This window comes from Sphingobacteruim zhuxiongii, assembly GCF_009557615.1.
Classification (GTDB): Bacteria; Bacteroidota; Bacteroidia; order Sphingobacteriales; family Sphingobacteriaceae; genus Sphingobacterium; species Sphingobacterium zhuxiongii.
This window is the reverse complement of record NZ_CP045652.1, coordinates 1547643-1566851: the sequence shown is the minus strand read 5'-3', so window position 1 is coordinate 1566851 and position 19209 is coordinate 1547643. Positions and strand designations below refer to the sequence as shown.

General features: G+C 37.7%; 19 protein-coding genes. 6 read left to right on the top strand and 13 right to left on the bottom strand.

Going from position 1 to position 19209, the window contains the following annotated elements; all coding sequences use genetic code 11:
- Window position 1: 1 nt before the first annotated feature.
- Window positions 2-865, bottom strand: coding sequence for a KPN_02809 family neutral zinc metallopeptidase (gene ypfJ, locus GFH32_RS06785; protein WP_153510492.1), 864 nt, complete (start codon window positions 863-865; stop codon window positions 2-4).
- Between the two features lie 138 nt (window positions 866-1003).
- Here ypfJ and GFH32_RS06780 point away from each other — a divergent pair, with 138 nt between their 5' ends.
- Genes GFH32_RS06780 through GFH32_RS06770 form a run of 3 tightly spaced genes read left to right on the top strand, consistent with a single transcriptional unit; the run spans window position 1004 to window position 2679 of the window.
- Window positions 1004-1579, top strand: a complete 576-nt coding sequence (locus GFH32_RS06780; RefSeq protein WP_153510490.1) for a PhnA domain-containing protein — start codon at window positions 1004-1006, stop codon at window positions 1577-1579.
- Between the two features lie 24 nt (window positions 1580-1603).
- Window positions 1604-2305: a thioredoxin domain-containing protein gene (locus GFH32_RS06775; protein WP_153510488.1), complete on the top strand. Its 702-nt coding sequence runs from the start codon at window positions 1604-1606 to the stop codon at window positions 2303-2305.
- Window positions 2305-2679, top strand: coding sequence for a DUF423 domain-containing protein (locus GFH32_RS06770; protein ID WP_153510486.1), 375 nt, complete (start codon window positions 2305-2307; stop codon window positions 2677-2679). The genes GFH32_RS06775 and GFH32_RS06770 overlap by 1 nt, the downstream gene beginning before the upstream one ends.
- Before the next feature lie 295 nt (window positions 2680-2974).
- Here GFH32_RS06770 and GFH32_RS06765 read toward each other — a convergent pair whose 3' ends face one another.
- The 5 genes from GFH32_RS06765 to GFH32_RS06745 form a co-directional block, all read right to left on the bottom strand.
- Window positions 2975-3712 (bottom strand): menaquinone biosynthetic enzyme MqnA/MqnD family protein, encoded by a 738-nt coding sequence (locus tag GFH32_RS06765; RefSeq protein ID WP_153510484.1) that lies wholly within the window; start codon window positions 3710-3712, stop codon window positions 2975-2977.
- Window positions 3699-4331, bottom strand: coding sequence for a histidine phosphatase family protein (locus GFH32_RS06760; protein WP_153510482.1), 633 nt, complete (start codon window positions 4329-4331; stop codon window positions 3699-3701). The genes GFH32_RS06765 and GFH32_RS06760 overlap by 14 nt, the downstream gene beginning before the upstream one ends.
- Before the next feature lie 14 nt (window positions 4332-4345).
- Complete coding sequence (mqnE, locus tag GFH32_RS06755) at window positions 4346-5542, bottom strand: aminofutalosine synthase MqnE (protein WP_153510480.1); 1197 nt, start codon at window positions 5540-5542, stop codon at window positions 4346-4348.
- 62 nt (window positions 5543-5604) lie between these two features.
- Window positions 5605-7431 (bottom strand): ABC transporter ATP-binding protein, encoded by a 1827-nt coding sequence (locus GFH32_RS06750; RefSeq protein ID WP_153510478.1) that lies wholly within the window; start codon window positions 7429-7431, stop codon window positions 5605-5607.
- A gap of 197 nt (window positions 7432-7628) precedes the next feature.
- Window positions 7629-8684, bottom strand: coding sequence for a LacI family DNA-binding transcriptional regulator (locus GFH32_RS06745; protein ID WP_153510476.1), 1056 nt, complete (start codon window positions 8682-8684; stop codon window positions 7629-7631).
- 334 nt (window positions 8685-9018) lie between these two features.
- On the opposite strand from GFH32_RS06745, the gene GFH32_RS06740 reads away from it, so the two are divergent.
- Genes GFH32_RS06740 through GFH32_RS06730 form a run of 3 tightly spaced genes read left to right on the top strand, consistent with a single transcriptional unit; the run spans window position 9019 to window position 11581 of the window.
- Window positions 9019-10185 carry a pyridoxal phosphate-dependent aminotransferase gene (locus GFH32_RS06740; RefSeq protein ID WP_153510474.1) on the top strand — a complete coding sequence of 389 codons (1167 nt, stop codon included), beginning with the start codon at window positions 9019-9021 and terminating at the stop codon, window positions 10183-10185.
- A gap of 41 nt (window positions 10186-10226) precedes the next feature.
- Entirely contained in the window at window positions 10227-11066 is an 840-nt protein-coding gene (locus tag GFH32_RS06735; RefSeq protein WP_153510472.1) for a prephenate dehydrogenase, read from the top strand.
- 2 nt (window positions 11067-11068) lie between these two features.
- The gene (locus GFH32_RS06730) at window positions 11069-11581 is read left to right on the top strand and encodes a GNAT family N-acetyltransferase (protein WP_153510470.1); all 513 of its coding nucleotides are present in this window, start codon (window positions 11069-11071) and stop codon (window positions 11579-11581) included.
- Window positions 11582-11618: 37 nt separating this feature from the next.
- Here the strand turns inward: GFH32_RS06730 and GFH32_RS06725 are convergent, their stop codons facing one another.
- From GFH32_RS06725 to GFH32_RS06695, 7 genes are all read right to left on the bottom strand, one after another.
- Complete coding sequence (locus tag GFH32_RS06725) at window positions 11619-12212, bottom strand: LURP-one-related/scramblase family protein (RefSeq protein WP_153510468.1); 594 nt, start codon at window positions 12210-12212, stop codon at window positions 11619-11621.
- Window positions 12213-12288: 76 nt separating this feature from the next.
- Window positions 12289-12816, bottom strand: a complete 528-nt coding sequence (locus GFH32_RS06720) for a hypothetical protein (RefSeq protein WP_153510466.1) — start codon at window positions 12814-12816, stop codon at window positions 12289-12291.
- 171 nt (window positions 12817-12987) lie between these two features.
- Window positions 12988-14547: a ribonuclease Y gene (gene rny, locus GFH32_RS06715; protein WP_153510464.1), complete on the bottom strand. Its 1560-nt coding sequence runs from the start codon at window positions 14545-14547 to the stop codon at window positions 12988-12990.
- A 261-nt stretch (window positions 14548-14808) separates the two neighbouring features.
- Complete coding sequence (locus GFH32_RS06710) at window positions 14809-15099, bottom strand: cell division protein ZapA (protein WP_153510462.1); 291 nt, start codon at window positions 15097-15099, stop codon at window positions 14809-14811.
- Window positions 15100-15147: 48 nt separating this feature from the next.
- Entirely contained in the window at window positions 15148-15456 is a 309-nt protein-coding gene (locus GFH32_RS06705; protein WP_153510460.1) for a hypothetical protein, read from the bottom strand.
- Between the two features lie 24 nt (window positions 15457-15480).
- The gene (gene pheT / locus GFH32_RS06700; RefSeq protein ID WP_153510458.1) at window positions 15481-17874 is read right to left on the bottom strand and encodes a phenylalanine--tRNA ligase subunit beta; all 2394 of its coding nucleotides are present in this window, start codon (window positions 17872-17874) and stop codon (window positions 15481-15483) included.
- A 131-nt stretch (window positions 17875-18005) separates the two neighbouring features.
- Complete coding sequence (locus GFH32_RS06695) at window positions 18006-19205, bottom strand: class I SAM-dependent methyltransferase (protein ID WP_153510456.1); 1200 nt, start codon at window positions 19203-19205, stop codon at window positions 18006-18008.
- Window positions 19206-19209: the final 4 nt, after the last annotated feature.

Below are 19209 nucleotides of genomic sequence, written 5' to 3'. Positions count from 1 at the left end.
CTTATTGCAAACTAGGGTCTTTAAATGTATTTCCTTGATTCACGTCACCTGTTTCGTAACCTTTCTTAAACCAGTATGCGCGTTGCTCAGACGTACCGTGCGTAAATGATTCGGGATGCGACTGTCCAGTTGCTTGTTCTTGAATATGGTCATCACCAACCGCAGCAGCAGCATTCATACCTTCAACGATATCATCATACGTTAACTTGACATCCGACTGTTTAGTTGCATGATGCGCCCATACGCCAGCGTAAAAATCCGCCTGTAGCTCAGTCATCACCGATATCTTGTTGTATTCTGTTTCCGACATTTTTGCACGCATCGCATTTGTCTGATTTAAAACACCGAAGATATTTTGAATATGGTGTCCTACCTCATGTGCAATAACATATGCTAATGCAAACTCACCTTTAGCGCCGAAACGTGTATTCAGCTCTTTATTGAAACTTAAATCCAGGTAAATTTTCTGATCTCCAGGACAATAGAATGGCCCAAACTCCGAGCGACCAACACCGCAGCCTCCTGTTTCTAGTGCATCGCGATAAATTGATAATTTGGTTACTGGATATGATTTACCATTCTCTCTAAATATGGCACCCCATACATCCTCCGTACTGGTAAGTACAACACCTGCAAATTCTACCAGCCTATCTTCCTCAGGAGTCGATTGAAACTCGCCCTGTTCTGTTGCAACACCGCCCTGCTGCTGAACTTGATTTAATAATTCTGAAGGATCGCCCCCCATTAAAAATCCGATAATCAATACGATTACCCCGCCAACACCACCTAGGGTTAGTTTCTGCCCTCCGGACATTCCCCTACGATCTTCTACATTTCCGCTATTGCGGCCGCCTTGCCATTTCATAAGTCTAAATTTATTTTACAGTTTGTTTTTCTTCTTATACAAAATCTTTGCCACAAAGCAATTCCTTATACGAATGTAATATACATACGCCTCATTTAAAATGCTTATCTTTGAAACATTAATTTATTACCCAATTTTATGTTACTAGATGAATTAAAAAGTAGAAGTGAAAACAAGTGTGAATTGTGTAACTCTACTCAGGAGCTTTCTGTATACGAAGTTCCCCCTGTTGAAATCCCTAATCAAGATAACAGTATTTTAGTCTGTTCTGTTTGCAAGAGTCAAATTGAAAAGACAGAGCAGATCGATCCAGAACATTGGAAAGTGTTAGGCGATACCATGTGGTCTCCTTATTTACCGGTTCAAGTTGTCGCTTGGCGAATGCTTAGTCGCTTACGTAATGAAGCCTGGGCAGCAAATAATCTTGATATTCTTTATCTGGATGATGACGCGATTAATTGGGCGATGAAAACTGGCGATCATGAAGCGGAAGCTAGTGTTGAATTTCATCAAGATTCCAATGGAACACGTTTATTTGAAGGCGATACCGTAGTTTTGATTAAGACTTTAGATGTTAAGGGGTCTACTATTTCTGCGAAATTAGGAACGGTAGTTAAGAACATTCGTTTAGTGGCCGACAATACCGATCAGATTGAAGGTAAAGTTGAGGGGCAGACGATTGTTATCCTCACCAAGTATTTGAGAAAAGGATAGTATTATCCAAAAAGGAGATAAATCATGAGAAAAACGTTATTCATTGTAGGCTTAGTAGCATCGATTCAATTTGGATTTGCGCAGACGAAGATCAGTGCTGAACAGATGGAAAAGGTAATTGCAAAACCCGAGACGCAATTATGGGATGTACGCACGCCGCAAGAGTACGCTGAAGGTCACATTCCAAATTCGGTGAATGTCGACTGGAAAGACCAAGCTAATTTTAAAGAACAATTAGCGAATCTGAAAAAAGATCAACCCGTTTATATCTATTGTTTGGGTGGTGGCCGCAGTAAACAGGCTTCAGATTTCTTAACCAAGGAAGGATATACCGTCTATGATTACTCTGGCGGTATGATGGACTGGCGCAAAGCTGAAAAAACTGAGATTAAAACCGAAAAGGGTAATTCTAAGGCAGGGATGTCAACTACGGATTATGAAAAAGCAATTAATTCCTCTAAAGTGGTGTTAGTTAACTTTTCTGCTGTATGGTGTGGTCCGTGTCAACAATTAAAACCAGTTTTATTAAGCATTGAAAAAAAGCATGGCGATAAAGTCAAACTTGTTCGGATTGATGCCGACGAAAACAAGCAGTTAACGAAGAGCTTGAAGATTTCGGCAATCCCTCAAATAAAGCTATACAAAGACGGGAAATTGTTTTGGGACAATACGGGTCTTGCAACAGAATCGGAAATCTTAGAACAAGTTAAAAAGGCTAATAAATAATGAATCAACTAGCTTTAGTCTCCGGCGCAATACTAGGTATTCTCGCTATTATATTAGGCGCTTTTGGCGCGCATGCATTTAAGAAGTTCCTCTCAGAAGAACGATTGAGTTCATTTGAAGTCGGTGTTCGCTATCAAATGTATGCTGCAATAACGCTATTAATCGTCGGATACAATATGGATTTCCAAAGCAGTTCCGATAATTGGGCTGTCTACGGATTACTATCTGGTTGCTTACTATTTTCGGGAAGTATCTATTTTCTAAGCTTCAAAGATGTTTGGAAAGTAAATCTTAGATTCTTAGGCCCGATTACTCCAATCGGTGGACTTTTAATGATTATCGGTTGGGTAATGATACTCTTGAGTAGTATTTAGTAGTTAGTATTTAGTAGTTAGTAATTAGTAATTAGTAGTTAGAATTTAGTATTTAGTATAAAGAATTACTTTCCGATATAAGCGTTGAGAACTGAACTTAGAGAAGGTTCAAAGCGTGTTTTAATCAAAAAAGGCTTCATTTTAATGAAGCCTTTTTTGATATATTCCTATCTTAATATCGTTTGTCAGTGAGCTTTAATTGGAATTCTATTTGAATTAATAAGGGTAGAATTATCGGTCTCCCTACTCACTACTTCCTACTAAATACTCCCTACTAAATACTATCTACTAACTACTAGATACTACCCAATCCATCCTCCACATACCACTCCAAATACTGCTTTAATGCTTTTCTTTTATCGGTATCTAGATTAAAATCAAGATTTTCATTTAGGTAAACATGATAGTCGAAGTTTGGGAATACGGGTAAGCCCGGTATCACATCGTCAGGTCGAGAAACGCCTTCCGCTAGCGCTTGATTGAATTTCTGATTAAACGCATCTGGTAAAGGTTTATTAGATACCCATACAGCGAATGCAAATGGCAAGCCTGTTAGCTCATGCCAGTAATGACCTAAATCGTAAACGTATGGTACGTCTTCTTTTTTTCCAAAAGTACGGTCTCCAATCAATACATAGGCATCTGCTTCTCCCTCTGTTAGTATTTCAACATCGTTACGCTTCCAATATCGTTTAAGTAAGATACGGGCTAAGCCATTTGACGTTTTTGACTGCTTGTCGAGTAATAGGGATTGTATTTGTTCGATTGGTTTAGATGAAAATATAAAAACAGAATCTACGTAGTTCTTAGTTCCGATACAATAATCACCAATGATATGGTAAGTTGGCATTTTTGCTAAAGCAGCAACGGGAATAATCCCCATATCGGCCTCATCTTCCATGACTTTGCGAGCACATTCACTTGGGTAATCCACAGAAAGGTCAATATCGTTTATCACATCTGAGTTCTTAATACCTTGCAAAAATGGTAATGTATTGGTATAAGAGACTGCAGATACTCTAATCTTTTTCATTCAATAAATTTTCTAAATGTTTTGTGTTGTAGTAGTCTACAATAGTAAATTTATCATCCTCATAATCAAGAACATATAGCGCAGTGTTAGTATGCGGAAAGTCATCCATCTTGCATACCGGAACTTCCGTTAAATGACAAAGCATAATACGGAGAGCACGACCGTGCATACATACTAAAACTGTTTCTTCATTTTCTTGCGAGACGATATGCGCAATCGCTTCTTTCTGACGACGAACGAGTGTATTGGGTGATTCGCCATTGGGTATGGCTAAATCTAAATCATTGTTTCTCCAGGATCCTACGACTTGTTCAAAACCTTTAAGGATCTCTTCGGTTTGCTCCTGTCCTTCATAAATTCCCCAAGAAATCTCATCCAAGCCTTCTAGTTCTACCATCTCTAAGCCCTGCGCTAAAAAAGGAGCGACAGTTTGATGGGTTCTGAGCAATGTAGAAGCGTATATTTTATCAAAGGCAACAGCTTTATAAGCTTCAAAAAAGGCTTGTGCTTGCTGTATACCGTTGGTATTCAAGGGTGAGTTCACCCCTCTGCCCTGCACTATACCTCTTAAATTTAAATCTGTTTGTCCGTGTCGTATGAAATATATAGTCTTTTTCAATCCTACCCTTTCTCTTAATTCACTACTGGTAAGGAATAATACTGCTTTTTAGGATTTTCCTCTTCAAATTCAACTTCATTATAGTCCGTTACTACATTGTATAATGTATCCCTTTCTATTGGATGGCGACCTACATGTTTGATCAAATCCACTAATTCTTTCGTAGACATGGCAGGATTTTGTTCTTCTGCGCCAGCCATACTGTAGATTTTAGTTGTATCATCTAACGTACCATCGATATCATCAACACCAAACGCTAAAGACAACTGTGCTGTATTTCTCGAAATCATCGCCCAATATGCTTTAATATGTGGGAAATTATCTAAGTAAATACGTGCAATCGCATAATTACGTAAGTCTTCGATTACCGATACCTCTGGCACATTGTCCATTTGGTTATCTTTATTTCTGAATTTTAATGGGATAAATGTTTGGAAGCCGCCCGTTTTATCTTGCAATGTACGTAGACGTTCCATATGATCGACGCGGTGCCAATACTCTTCAATATGTCCATAGAGCATGGTTGCATTGGTGTGCATTCCTAACTTGTGAGCTTGCTCATGAATATCCAACCATTGATCCGCAGTACACTTATCATGTGCAATTTTCTCACGAATTTCTGGGTGGAATATTTCTGCTCCACCGCCCGGCATCGAGTCTAATCCGCAAGATTGAAGATATTTCATGCCCTCGTAATGACTCAGCTTGGCTTTCTTGAAGATATAATAATATTCAACAGGCGTTAAACCCTTGATATGTAATTCAGGACGATGTTCTTTACAGCGTTTAAAGAATTCAGCATAGAACTCTAAATTTTGCTTTGGTACAACACCTCCCGTAATGTGAACTTCAGTAACAGGCTCATTGTCGTACTTACGTATAATATCCATCATTCCATCGACATCCATCTCCCAACCATCGGTTCTGTTTTTTATCAATCTTGAATAAGAACAAAACTTACAGTCATAGACACAGACATTCGTAGGTTCGATATGAAAATTACGGTTGAAATAAGTGATGTCGCCATGCTTTTTCTCACGAATATAATTCGCTAATACGCCAAGGTATCCTAATTCCGCATGTTCGTAAAGATAGACTCCTTCGTCAAAAGTAATACGCTGGTCATTTAGAACTTTCTGCGCAATACTTTTTAGTTCTTCTGATAAATTTTTATCGTTCAATAAAAACGATAGCTTTTGTGTTGATTCCATTTCGCACTCTTTACTATACAAATGTAGCAAAACCTGCCCTAAAAAGCGATTAACTTAACCCCTTATGACTCAGTAAATTGCTGCATATCAATCAATCGCTTATACAATCCATTCTGCGCAATAAGCCCTAAATGGGAACCTGTTTCAGCAATTCTACCTCCCTCTAAAACAAATATCTTATCGGCGTTTTGAATCGTACTCAAACGATGGGCAATCACAACTGTTGTTCTGTTTTCCATCAATTTATAGAGCGAATCTTGTACTAGACGCTCTGACTCGGTGTCTAATGCCGATGTCGCTTCGTCTAAGAGCATAATCGGCGGATTCTTTAGAACCGCCCGCGCGATACAAATACGTTGTCTCTGCCCTCCAGAAAGCTTTGAACCCCGGTCTCCGATATTCGTTTGATAACCCGCTTCGGTTCCTAAGATAAACTCATGAGCATTGGCAATCTTTGCTGCCTGAATAACCTCTTCTTCCGTCGCACTTGTATTAGCAAAAGCGATATTATTAAAAATCGTATCGTTGAATAATATCGATTCTTGATTTACAACGCCTATTAATTGTCTCAATGATTGTTGATTCAAATCGCGTAAATCGGTTCCATCCATCGTGATACTTCCGGAACTGACATCCATAAAACGAGGTATTAAATCAACTAAGGTTGATTTCCCTCCTCCTGATGGACCAACGAGTGCAATTGTTTCTCCTTTATTAATCGTCAAATTGACATCATGTAACACTTCCTTCTCTTCGTAAGAAAATGAAACCTGATTGAATTGTATTTTATCATTAAACGATCCTACAACAATAGCATTTGGCTTATCTTCTACTAAATTCTTTTCATCAATAAGTTGCAAGACGCGTTCACCTGCTGCAATCCCGTTGTGAATATTACTGAATGCATCAGTCAATGCTTTCGCGGGACGCATTACTTGCGAGAATATAGCGATGTAAGCGATAAATTCAGACGCTGATAGATCGCCATTACCTGTTAACACCAAATGTCCACCATAAAGTAGAATAATAGCAACCATGACAACCCCTAATAATTCCGAAACAGGCGATCCCATTTGTTGACGACGGACCATCCTTCGCATAATCGTAGCATATTGGTCGTTTTCGCCATTGAATTTTGCCTTTACGTATTCTACGGCATTAAAGGATTTAATAATCTTAACCCCACTCAGCGCTTCCTCCAAATAGGTTATCATATTTGCATAAGTCTTTTGTCCTTCTTGGGCTTGTGACTTTAACGTTTTAACAATACGGGAAATAAAAAAAGCGGAGACTGGAATCACTAACATCGAGAATAGTGTCAATTTCGCCGAGATGATAAATAGCATAACAACGTACGCTATTAATTGTAGAGGCTCCTTAAATGCAACCTGCAAAGTACCGGTAACTGAAAACTGCACCACTTGTACATCAGAAGCAATTTTGGAGATGATATCTCCCTTTCTTTGGTTGGAAAAGTAACCCAAGTGGAGATTCATAACATTATTGAAAACTGACTTACGTAAATTTAATAAGGTGTGAATTCTAAGGTTTTCCATCACCCGCTGCGATAAGTATCGAAATAAATTGGATATGAATACCGAGACAACGATGATAATACAGATATATTTTAACGCCGCATACGGTCCTAATCTATTATTAAGATCATAGGCGTAATAGTTAAAATACCCCATTAAATCGAATGCTCCCGTAGGCTTATCAACTACTTCGACAACAGCATCTTGCGCGTTAAATAAAGTATGGAGTAAAGGTGCTAGTAGAGCGAAATTGAGTGTTCCAAATACAACCATGATAACCGTACAAATCAGGTATGGAATTGCATATTTCTCAATAGGCTTAGCGAATGAAATTAATCTAAAGTAGGTCTTCATGCATATTACTAAGACTACAAATGTAAGAAATTTTGTAACCTTCGATGTTCTTAGGTAGCGATCGAATAAAATTGTTGCAAACTTATGTCAAAATCCGAGTGGATATACCAGGCAGAGGACATAAACTTGCAACAAGACAATAACATTGAATATTAAGCAGTTAGCCTACATATGTTCATTTTATAGAAAACAATTAATTAATGTTTATAGAGTCTAAAGTTTTCCATTGTCACAATATCGATTGGCGTATATTGCACTCGTGAAATGGGACGTTTTGCGATGAAATGTTCAAACAGCGTTGTTAACGCTTTGTAACCTAGTTCTAATGGCTTTTGACAAATGAGAAAATCAATACCTCCATTTTTAACATAGTCAAGATTCTTACTGGTATAATCATATCCGATAATCTTCAAATTAAGTATCCCTTTTTCTTCTAAGTATCTTGCGACCCAATAAGCATAAGTATTAGGAATAAAGATCACATCGATATCGTTAAAATCTAAGAAAGTGGAGAAACTTTCAGAGAAAGTCGCGTAGTCATGTGCTTGGATTTCATGTTTTACTATTTCGCGATTAGCATCATGTTCTTTAAAAAAGCTCTCAAAACCGTCGATTCTATTTTTGATATGATCTGTACTACTGAATTCATTCTGAATAAAAAGAGTCAAGATAACGTCTTCCCGTCTAATGATGTATTGGCATAAGTTTGCTGCCAAACGTCCGGTTTGCCACTGATCCGGACCAATAAAGCTTAACGGTTGAGAACAAGGCACGTCGCTGTTAATAAATAGATACTTGATCCTGCGTTCATCGCATCGCTTAATAAATTCATTAGCTTCCGAAACAAAAATGGGCGCAACAATTACAGCATCTAAAGATTTTGCAAGTATATACTCTGACATCTCAAGGAAGTGCTTGCTATCGTGACGATCAAATAAATAGTAGGTAATTTCTACACCAAAATCACCGAGTTCATTTAGCGCCGCCTGAATACCCATGAGTGGTGCGCGCCAATAATCAGTTTCTAAACATTCACGCGGGATGAGTACAGCAAATCGATGCACTCGTTTAGATGCTAGTCGCTTGGCAAGGATATTCGGTTTATAGTCCATATCCTTGATTATCGACTCGATCTTTTCCTTCGTCTTTAATGCAACTCCTACCCTATTATGCAATACTCGATCTACCGTAGCGATGGAAACATTGGCCCTACGGGCAATTTCTTTGACTCCAGACAATTCTGTAGCTTTCATAGTCTTGAATTAATTTTTAAAGTATTATTTTTAATTTTAACCAAAAATATAATTTATACACAATATATTATCGCTATTTGTAATATATGATTAAATGTTTTTAGTTTTTTAACACTATTATTACTATCCAAACATTTCCTTCAATTTAAATTAACAAGAAAGCAACAGTAACATTATTTTTGGTTGGTATGATGTGGAAATTGCCTCCAGAGGAATGGATGCATTAGAATAAATAACAAATTGAAATAATTCGATTAAAAATCCTGTAATTATTTGATAGAAATGATTTATTGACCGTAAGATTTCCTAATTTTAACGCCAAATTAGCGTAAAAATGGAAATAGAAGTTGCGAAACGTCTACAGCACACCGGAGAGTATTACTTTTCGAAAAAGCTGAGAGAGATCGACGAGATGAACAAGAACGGTGCACAGGTAATAAGCCTGGGTATCGGCAGTCCTGATTTGCCGCCACATCCTGAAGTAATCCAAGTATTACAAGAGCAGGCAGCATTGTCCAACACGCATGGTTATCAAAGTTATAAAGGTGCTCCAGCACTACGACAAGCCATGGCAGATTGGTACGATCGATATTATCGCGTTTCACTAAATCCAAATACGGAAATCCTACCGCTAATGGGATCCAAAGAAGGTATTGTACATATCTGCATGACTTACTTACAAGAAGGTGACCAAGCGTTAATTCCGAATCCCGGCTATCCTGCCTACGCTAGCGCTGTTCAAATTTCAGGTGCTGAGCTTATTCCTTATGAATTAAAAGCAGAGAACAACTGGATTCCAGACCTTGATGCACTCGAAAAAGGAGACCTTTCTAAGGTGAAGTTAATGTGGATCAATTACCCACATATGCCGACGGGAGCGCTTGCAACAATAGAATTTTTTGAACGAGTAATCGAATTTGGCAGAAAGCATAACATTTTGATTTGCCACGATAACCCTTACAGTTTTATCTTAAATGATCATCCACTAAGTATTCTATCTGTCGAAGGCGCATTAGATGTTGCTATTGAGCTTAATTCATTGAGCAAGTCATCTAATATGGCTGGATGGCGTATTGGTATGCTTATCGCAAATCAAGCGCGTATAGACGAGATATTACGCTTTAAAAGCAATATGGATTCGGGTATGTTCTTGCCTGCACAGCTAGCAGCAGCGAAAGCACTGCAATTGGATAAATCTTGGTATACTCAACTGAACGACAGCTATAAGCAACGTCGTGAAAAAGTTTATCAAATTATGGATTATCTAGGTTGTCAATACGACAAGAACCAGGTAGGTCTATTTGTTTGGGCGAAAATCCCATCTACTGTCAAGGATTCTTATGCATTAAGTGATGAGGTTCTGTATAACGCGCAGGTCTTTATTACGCCTGGCGGCATATTTGGTTCCGCTGGCGAGCAATATGTTCGAATTAGCCTTTGTGCGAAACCAAAGGTCTTAGACCTAGCGTTGGATAGATTAAAGACTAGATTAAGTTCATAGACTGATTTAGTATATTATTTAGATTATTATTTTCAATTATAATGAATATAGCAATTGTCGGAGTTGGCTTGATAGGAGGATCTATCGGCATTCGACTTAAAGAAACAAAATTCTGTGATAAGCTAATCGGCGTCGAGCGTAGCGAATCAAATCAGAAGAAAGCATTACAACTTGGATTGGTTGATGAAATTCAACCTTTAGAAGAAGCGCTAAAAAGTTGCAAGGTTTTGATATTAACGGTTCCTGTTGATGTAATCATGGGCATCTTACCGGGCTTACTAGATCAGGTCACAGATCAAGTGATTATTGATATGGGATCTACGAAATCGAACATCCTAAATCTAATTAAAGATCACCCTAATCGAGGCAGGTATATTGCGGCTCACCCAATGGCTGGTACCGAATACTCTGGCCCTGAAGCAGCAATTCCAAATCTTTTTAAAGATAAGATGATGGTTTATGTTGAAGCTTTCCGTTCGGATGAAGATGCTTTCGAAATCGCGGATGCAATTACCGATCAATTGGAAATGCAAACATCGTTCATGAACGCCGAAGAGCATGATATGCATACGGCTTATGTGTCCCATATATCGCATTTAACATCCTTTGCCTTGGCTTTAACGGTTCTAGAGAAAGAAAAATCACAGGGCAGAATATTTGAACTGGCTGGTTCGGGTTTTCAATCAACAGTGCGTTTAGCTAAATCGTCACCTGACATGTGGACCCCTATTTTTAAACAAAATAGAACTAACGTACTTGAGGTACTTGAAGAGCATATCAAACAGCTTCAGCATATCTACGACAAGATTAATCAGGAGGATTATGAAGCCGTACACAAATGGATCAAGAAATCAAATAAGATTAAACGTATTATTAAATAGCTATGTTGGACAAAAAAACACTCAGCAATGAGCTCGTTAAGTTGATTCCTATGATCAAAGAAGATTTTGAATGGGTATACGCTGCAGCATCTGATCCTGGAATTTGGGAACAGCATCCAGACAAACTTCGCTATTCGCCGATTGGTTTTACGAAGTACTTCCAAAAACTAATAGAGACAGATATCCCTTATTTGATTATCGATCAGAATACAGAGCAAGTAATCGGAGCGACTTCATTTTACCAATTCGATGAAGCGAATAAGTCTGTTGCAATCGGGTATAGCTTTCTGAAAACAGAATACTGGGGTGGATTATATAATAAATCAATAAAACAATTGATGATGGACTTTGCCTTCCAAGAAGTGGATAAGGTAATTTATCATGTACGAAAAGATAATCTACGTTCCAAGGCTGCGCTTGCAAAAATCGGCGCTATTGAGGAATCAGAATATCCAGCAGAAGATGGATCGGGAATACAAGTTCAATTCTCCATCCAGAAAAAAGACTATCAATAAACAAGAAAATGCTGCAAATATATTGCAGCATTTTTTTTTAACCATTTGTTCGTTCCGTCAACACCATCAGCATTAAACTCAGAACAAAACGTTCATCATCGATATCTTTTGTTGTCTGCTTATACACTGTAAACTTTCTTCCGAAAAATGAGGGTTCTTTTCGGATCTCAAAAATCGGTTCTCCAAATTGATTTTTTAAGATATAGCTCGGGTTAAAAACATAACCTGACAACATGCCAATAATCGGTAGTTCCCCAAATAAGCCATCCCAAAACTTGGTCCAGGGATTCTTCTCTGTAATCGTATGATCATGCTGATCATTCTCATCTAACAAGTTGAAAGTCGATCTCCAAAGTGATTTTATGGATTTTCGACGCACTTTTCCGATAACACGTTTGTTATGATCATTGATCGTAAACGTCTGCTGGAAATCTATTAGCTTATTTGAAACAAACTCATACAGCATCTCGCTTTTACTGCCGTCGCGGTAAACCATAATATGATCCCGCCATTTGAAGATTTTCTCTCGAACGTAATAGATAGTCCTACCATCGGCGTCAGTCGCTTCAAAGTCATTAGAAAACGTAGTGACGCGAAACTTAAAGTGAATTGGATATTTTATATCTTTCATAAATGCTCCCTATCGTAAAAATAGAAAATCCCCAACATTTTATGCCAGGGATTTATATATTTCTTAACATCTCTATTTAATATTTCCACTTTAGCTTATCGAACATTTTCGACCATAACCATACGGGACCTATTGTTAAAAGCTTAAAAAACTCATTGAAATTAACAGCCTTGTTTTTCTTAGCCGCTAAAAAAGTAATCAACAAACCTATAATTGCAATGATTGAACAGACTAATATAACAGACGGACCACCATCGCGTTCAAGATATTCCAATTGAACAATAAAATAACTCATAATACCTATACAAAATAGAACCGCATAAGATAGAGTTGGCGCTAATTTTAAATAACTGTATATCACAATAGCAATAAAGAAGGATCCCCAATTAAGAAAAGTATGGGCATTCATCTTTACAAGAAAATCAAACTGTGGAAAGGGTATCATCCAAATCAAGCCCATGATACCAAAGAATGTTAAGGCGACCCCAACAGTCAAAGTCGTTAAATTTGAATTGCCGTACAGCTGATCCAGTTCATAAAAGTACTTTTCAACCGGACGATTGAATTGTGGCGTTTTATTTGTTTGTTTAGCCTGTTTCTTCATGCGGCAAAAATAACTATTAATATGTATAAATAAGATGATGAGTCAAATTTTGACTTAAGGTTGTTTTATTTACAATAAGGACGTTTGATTTAACCCTAAGGCGAGAATAGTTTAAAATGAAAAAGGGCTGTCGACATTAACGACAGCCCTTTCAATGCTAGAATATTATTTCTATTTCGCATAAGACACAGAACGTGTCTCACGAATTACAGTAACTTTAATCTGACCTGGATAAGTCATCTCTGTTTGAATTCTATTCGAAATATCTGCAGCTAAGATTTCCGCTTGCGCATCAGAAACTTTTTCACTTTCTACAACCACACGTAGTTCACGTCCAGCTTGGATTGCAAATGTCTTCTCTACACCAGGGTACGAAAGCGCCAAATCTTCCAATTCTTTCAGGCGTTTGATATAGCTCTCTACCACTTCACGACGAGCTCCAGGACGAGCCCCAGAGATCGCGTCACATGCTTGAACAATAGGTGAAATCATAGAAGTCATTTCGATCTCATCGTGATGCGCTCCGATCGCATTACACACATCTGGATGCTCCTTATATTTCTCAGCTAATTGCATACCAAGGATAGCGTGAGGTAATTCTGGATTATCATCGGGTACTTTACCAATATCATGTAAAAGACCTGCACGCTTCGCATGTTTAACATTTAAGCCTAATTCAGAAGCCATTGTCGCTGCGAAGTTTGCCACCTCACGAGAGTGCTGTAAAAGGTTTTGACCGTATGACGAACGATAACGCATTCTACCAACCATACGAATCAATTCAGGATGTAAGCCATGGATACCTAAGTCAATTACTGTACGCTCTCCAATCTCAACAATCTCATCTTCAATCTGCGTACGCGTCTTCGCTACCACCTCTTCAATACGAGCAGGGTGGATACGACCATCCGTCACCAATCTGTGAAGAGATAAACGTGCAATTTCACGACGAACAGGATCAAAACCAGATAAGATGATCGCTTCAGGCGTATCATCAACAATAATTTCAACTCCCGTAGCTGCTTCTAACGCACGAATATTACGACCTTCACGACCGATAATACGTCCTTTAATCTCATCATTCTCAATATTAAATATTGAAACTGTGTTTTCTATCGCTGCCTCAGTTGCTGTACGTTGAATCGTTTGGATTACAACTTTCTTCGCTTCTTTTGATGCAGTTAACTTTGCCTCATCAACGATGTCTTTAATTTGAATTATTGCTTGAGAACGTGCTTCCTCACGTAATGAGTTTACTAATTGTTCTTTCGCTTCATCAGCTGACAAGCCTGCAATACTTTCCAATTGCTTGATATGCTGACCTTTTAACAGTTCTACTTCTTCTTTCTTTTTCTCATTCAGCTCCACTAACTGCTCTAATTTCTTAGATTTGCCATCCAATTCCTGCTTCTCACGATTTAAGTTCTCCAGTTTTTGGTTCATGGATTGTTCCTTCTGACGAACTGTATTCTCTTTTTGTGAAATGGCATTATTACGTTGATTTACCTCTTTTTCATGTTCGGCCTTCAACTGTAAAAACTTTTCTTTTGCCTCTAATTGACGTTGCTTTTTGCTATGTTCACCTTGTTGTTCTGCATCTTTGATAATTTGTGCAGCCTTATCATTAGCGGATTGCTCCTGCTTTTTGAAAAGCATCTGCAACAAATATCGTCCAATAAACACACCTACAACAAGTGATATTATTATTGATATAGTAGTTGATAACTCCATTGTTTATGATTTATATATGTTAATGTAATAGCAATTTTTATTCAAAAAAAAACCGCAATTAAATTTTCAGGTATCTAATATTATTAAACTTCGATTACACATGATTTGAGCGTATGATCATGACCTAGATGGCTTTCGCAAAATGGCCTACATCTTTGTATTGCTCGTGATATTGAAGCGTTAAGTTTAAAATAGTGACAACCCGAATTTAATTGCGGCAAATTCGTCGTTATAAGCTCTAAATGTAAGAACGGAAACGTTTTATTTTGAAAAGAAATTTGTCAGTATATTATCTAGTTCATGAACCGCACTTTCCAATCCTGAGTCTTGATTCTGTGCATTTTTCTCAGCTTTAATCATCCCTGTCGCATACTGTAGTACACACATGGACAATAAATCTTGCTTATCACGAACTGCATAATTATCCTGCAATTCTTTTATTTTTTCGTTTATTAATTTCGCTGCATAACGAATTACTTCCTCCTCTTCCGTATCAACGCGAAGTGGATATACTCGATCAGCGATATTTATTTTTATGGAAATTTCTCCCATTTTTCTTGAGCTTAAAAACGTAATAAGTCCTTACCTAATTCACTAAACCTACTTCAAAAGACTTATACATTTGTCTATTTCTCGCACAAAATCGTTAATTTTTTGTTTTGTGTCAAGTATTTTTTCATTTATGGCTTCCTTATCGCCCGCTGAGTCATCTAATGTTTTGGCAACTGCTAAAGCTTTCACTTTCTCTTCCAGCTGTTTAACCTTCTCAGAACTCGTATCAAACGCCACTTGCAAAGATTGAGCCTCTAACTTGAGTAAATCGTTTTCTTCTTGCAAGGCTTCACACATTTGAATTAAATTTTTCGTTTTCTCAACGATAATATTCATTTGGGAAGATAATGACGCCATATATATTCGCAATTTTAATGAAGATTAACGCACCGTTGCACCAACCTCTTTATCAAAGTTAACAATTAATTTTTGAATTACGCCATCAATTTGTTTATCGGTTAGCGTTTTATCCTCATCCAATAAGACGAAACTTAATGCATAAGATTTTTTACCTGAAGGCAGCTTATCGCCTTTGTAAACATCAAAAATTCCTACCTCTTTTAATAGTTTTTTCTCCGTCTTCAGAGCGATTAATCTCAACTGTTCAAAAGTGATAGATTCGTCTAACAATAATGCTAAATCTCTACGAACAGAAGGGAATTTGGAAACTTCCTTAAATGTAATTTTGTTCTTTTTGATCACCTTCAAAAGTAAATCCCAATCAAACTGAGCAAAGTATACAACGCCCTCCACATCAGCTTTCTTTAAATTCGATTTAGAAACAGCACCAAATGAAACAAGTGCCTTCTCCCCTTTGCGATAGGTTAATCCAAAGTCGAAATAGCTTCCTTCATAATCTTCAATGCGAAGACCTTCTATTTTTAAACGTTTTACAATCAAATCTACTGCCGATTTAAGATTGTAGAAACTTACGGATTCTGATTTCGCATTCCATTGCTCAGGTTCTTCGTTTCCAGCAATAGCAAGTGAAAATATTTGCTTTTCAGCATACCAATCGCCATCTGTATTATAAGACTTACCAAGCTCAAATAATTTCAAATCACCATTTTTACGCTTTTGATTATAACCGATTGCAGTCAATGAAGAAAACAATAAGTTTTGACGCATACTGTCCAAATCGCTACTTAAAGGATTCAAAAGCTTTACAGCTGTTTCTGGATTTTCTAAATAATCCGCCTTTGTCAACGAATTAGATAAAATTTCCCGATAGCCATTGCTAATCAACAAATCAGCAATTTGGTTCAAAACAACTTCTCTATCAGGCTTTTCCGAAGTATTTAATGAAGCTTTAATTTGCGTGTTTAGTTCAATATTATTATAGCCATAAATACGCAATACTTCCTCTACAACATCCACTTCTCTAGTCACATCAACTTTGTAGGGAGGTACGATCACATCAAACCCTTCAGCTGTTTCGTTCTGAATCCCAATACCCAAATTAACAATGATATCACGAATCGTTTCACTAGGAATTGCTTTTCCGATTATGCGTTGAATATTGCGATAGCTTATCGCAAATTCGAAAGGCATGATCGGTTCAGGATAAAGATCAACAATCGTCGATGAAACTTGGCCTCCCGAAACCTCAGCGATTAATTTTGCTGCTTTCTTTAATGCTAAAACTGTAATATCAGGATTAACACCACGTTCAAAACGGAAAGATGAATCGGTTTTTAACGCATGTCTTTTTGATGTTTTCCGAACAGTAACCGGGTTGAAATACGCAGATTCAAGGAAAATCGAAGTTGTCGAATCAGACACTCCCGAATTTGCACCACCGAAGACTCCGGCTATACACATCGGCTTTTCAGCATCCGCGATAACTAAATCTTCAGCAGACAATTTACGCTCTACAGCATCCAATGTCACCATTAACTCTCCTTCTTTTGCCTTACGCACGATAATTTTATCGCCCGCGATTTTATCGGCATCGAACGCATGTAAAGGTTGTCCTAAATCATGCAGAATATAATTCGTAACATCGACAATATTATTAATTGAGCGAATTCCAATTGCCGTCAATTTATTTCTCAACCATTCTGGAGACTCACCAACTTTAATTCCGGTTATATTGACACCAGCATATCTGGGTGCATCTTCGCTTGAAAGTACTTCAACAGAAGTTCCTGAATTTGAACATTCGTTAAAGCCTTCTACATCAATCGCGTTTACTGGGATTTTGAAATATGCAGCTAAATCGCGCGCTACCCCCAAGTGAGACGCAGCGTCTGCACGGTTAGGCGTAAGTCCTATTTCATAAGCATAATCGTCTTCCATATTGAAATACGATTTTACTAGAGAACCAACAACGGCATTTTCAGAAAGCTCAACAATACCTGCATGAGAACTACCTAGACCAATCTCATCCTCACCACATAACATTCCTTCCGAGACTTCTCCACGAATTTTTGATTTAGTGATTTTAAAAGGCTCTCCGTTAGTTGGATGACATGTCGCACCTACAGGAGCAACAATTACTTTTAATCCTTTTCTAACATTTGGCGCCCCACAGACAACGTGTAAAGGTTCCCCAGAACCAACGGTAACCGTCGTAACCTTTAGTTTATCAGCATTCGGATGTTGTTCACAAGTTAGAACCTCACCTACTACTAAACCTTCTAAACCTCCAGGGATACTTTGTTCTACCTCTAATGATTCAACTTCCAAACCAATATCAGTAAGAATCAACGATAACTCTCCGGGGGTTTTATCTATCTGAATAAAATTTTTTAACCAATTATATGAAATTCTCATTGTATCGTTTTTTCAAAACACAAAGATAGGACTTTGTGACGAAATGTTAGGCTAAATTAACCACAATCTTGTAGTCAATAAGCCATTTCGTAAGGATTTTTTAATATGTTTTTGCTGTGCTTTATTTGACTTTATTTCGACACCTCTGCATTCAGTTGGCAAAGACGCTCCAAATGTTGGTATCCAAGACCATAGTAATCTTTTAATCGAGCAAGCTTTTCAAGGATAATAAGCTGTTGTTCGGTACTTACCGTCTTTCTTTCCGCAACTATCATGACATTTTTCGGTGTATGTTGATCTGATATGAATTGCATTACTTTCGTCTCGTATCCATAATAGTTTAGAATCAATGCCCTGATACTGTCAGTAAGCATTTCTGCATGACGTTCCATAAAAACACCATATTGCGTCATAAAGTCTAGATCATTTTTCACCTTCACACGTTCCAACTCTCGTCGAACTTGTTTGTGGCAACAAGGCGCTACAACAATTAACGAAGCTTCATCCTGAATACCTTTATAGATAGCGTCATCTGTCGCTGTATCACAAGCGTGTAAAGCAATTAGTACATCAATCTTTTTGTTCGCCTGATAATTCTCGATTGTACCCTCCTCGAAATGCAATTGCTGAAATCCTGCTCGTTCTGCAATACGATTACACAATTCAACTAGGTCTTGTCGAAACTCCACTCCAACAACTGACACATCCCTTTTTAAGGTAGATTGCAAGTAGTCATATAATGCAAAGGTTAAATAACCCTTCCCTGCACCCATATCTACTATTCGAAGAGATTGGTCATTCGGAAGATTATTCAACGAACTACTCAAAATCTCGATATAATGATTTATTTGCTTCCACTTATCTTGCGCATTCTTATAAACTTGACCCGCACTATCCGTCAATTTTAAATCATGTAAATATGATTTCGACGCGTCTTGAAGCTTACGCTCCTTTTGTTTATCGTGATTAAGATTCAACTCCTTACTTTCCGACAAAACTTTCTTACTACCAGCCCACTCTGCTTTTTTGTTCATCTGCATTTCCAGTTGTTCATCGATCGATTGCAAAACTACTGAGCGAAACCCCTTAAAATGAACCGCTTCGACCAATACATCAAAACCTTCTCTTAGACTGAAATTCTTTGTTATATCTCGAGTCTCGTAGCGATAAACAAAAGACATTTTCAATTCTCGCTTTATCTCAACTAACTTAACGTATAAATTTTTCAACCCGATTTCTTGACCTCTATATTGACTTAGTGTCAATTTGACGAGCTTGCGGTCTTTAATACTTTCTTTTAGAAGTTCAATGAAATCCTGATATATAGCCATGTTC

What these genes read in the sequence shown, in the direction of transcription:
- GFH32_RS06780 (WP_153510490.1), top strand. Translation starts at nt 1,004, where the DNA reads ATGTTACTAGATGAATTAAAAAGTAGAAGTGAAAACAAGTGTGAATTG.
- rny (WP_153510464.1), bottom strand. Translation starts at nt 14,547, where the DNA reads ATGGAGTTATCAACTACTATATCAATAATAATATCACTTGTTGTAGGT.
- GFH32_RS06740 (WP_153510474.1), top strand. Translation starts at nt 9,019, where the DNA reads ATGGAAATAGAAGTTGCGAAACGTCTACAGCACACCGGAGAGTATTAC.
- GFH32_RS06735 (WP_153510472.1), top strand. Translation starts at nt 10,227, where the DNA reads ATGAATATAGCAATTGTCGGAGTTGGCTTGATAGGAGGATCTATCGGC.
- GFH32_RS06725 (WP_153510468.1), bottom strand. Translation starts at nt 12,212, where the DNA reads ATGAAAGATATAAAATATCCAATTCACTTTAAGTTTCGCGTCACTACG.
- pheT (WP_153510458.1), bottom strand. Translation starts at nt 17,874, where the DNA reads ATGAGAATTTCATATAATTGGTTAAAAAATTTTATTCAGATAGATAAA.
- GFH32_RS06745 (WP_153510476.1), bottom strand. Translation starts at nt 8,684, where the DNA reads ATGAAAGCTACAGAATTGTCTGGAGTCAAAGAAATTGCCCGTAGGGCC.
- GFH32_RS06750 (WP_153510478.1), bottom strand. Translation starts at nt 7,431, where the DNA reads ATGAAGACCTACTTTAGATTAATTTCATTCGCTAAGCCTATTGAGAAA.
- GFH32_RS06720 (WP_153510466.1), bottom strand. Translation starts at nt 12,816, where the DNA reads ATGAAGAAACAGGCTAAACAAACAAATAAAACGCCACAATTCAATCGT.
- GFH32_RS06770 (WP_153510486.1), top strand. Translation starts at nt 2,305, where the DNA reads ATGAATCAACTAGCTTTAGTCTCCGGCGCAATACTAGGTATTCTCGCT.
- GFH32_RS06705 (WP_153510460.1), bottom strand. Translation starts at nt 15,456, where the DNA reads ATGGCGTCATTATCTTCCCAAATGAATATTATCGTTGAGAAAACGAAA.
- GFH32_RS06710 (WP_153510462.1), bottom strand. Translation starts at nt 15,099, where the DNA reads ATGGGAGAAATTTCCATAAAAATAAATATCGCTGATCGAGTATATCCA.
- GFH32_RS06730 (WP_153510470.1), top strand. Translation starts at nt 11,069, where the DNA reads ATGTTGGACAAAAAAACACTCAGCAATGAGCTCGTTAAGTTGATTCCT.
- GFH32_RS06775 (WP_153510488.1), top strand. Translation starts at nt 1,604, where the DNA reads ATGAGAAAAACGTTATTCATTGTAGGCTTAGTAGCATCGATTCAATTT.
- GFH32_RS06765 (WP_153510484.1), bottom strand. Translation starts at nt 3,712, where the DNA reads ATGAAAAAGATTAGAGTATCTGCAGTCTCTTATACCAATACATTACCA.
- mqnE (WP_153510480.1), bottom strand. Translation starts at nt 5,542, where the DNA reads ATGGAATCAACACAAAAGCTATCGTTTTTATTGAACGATAAAAATTTA.
- GFH32_RS06695 (WP_153510456.1), bottom strand. Translation starts at nt 19,205, where the DNA reads ATGGCTATATATCAGGATTTCATTGAACTTCTAAAAGAAAGTATTAAA.
- ypfJ (WP_153510492.1), bottom strand. Translation starts at nt 865, where the DNA reads ATGAAATGGCAAGGCGGCCGCAATAGCGGAAATGTAGAAGATCGTAGG.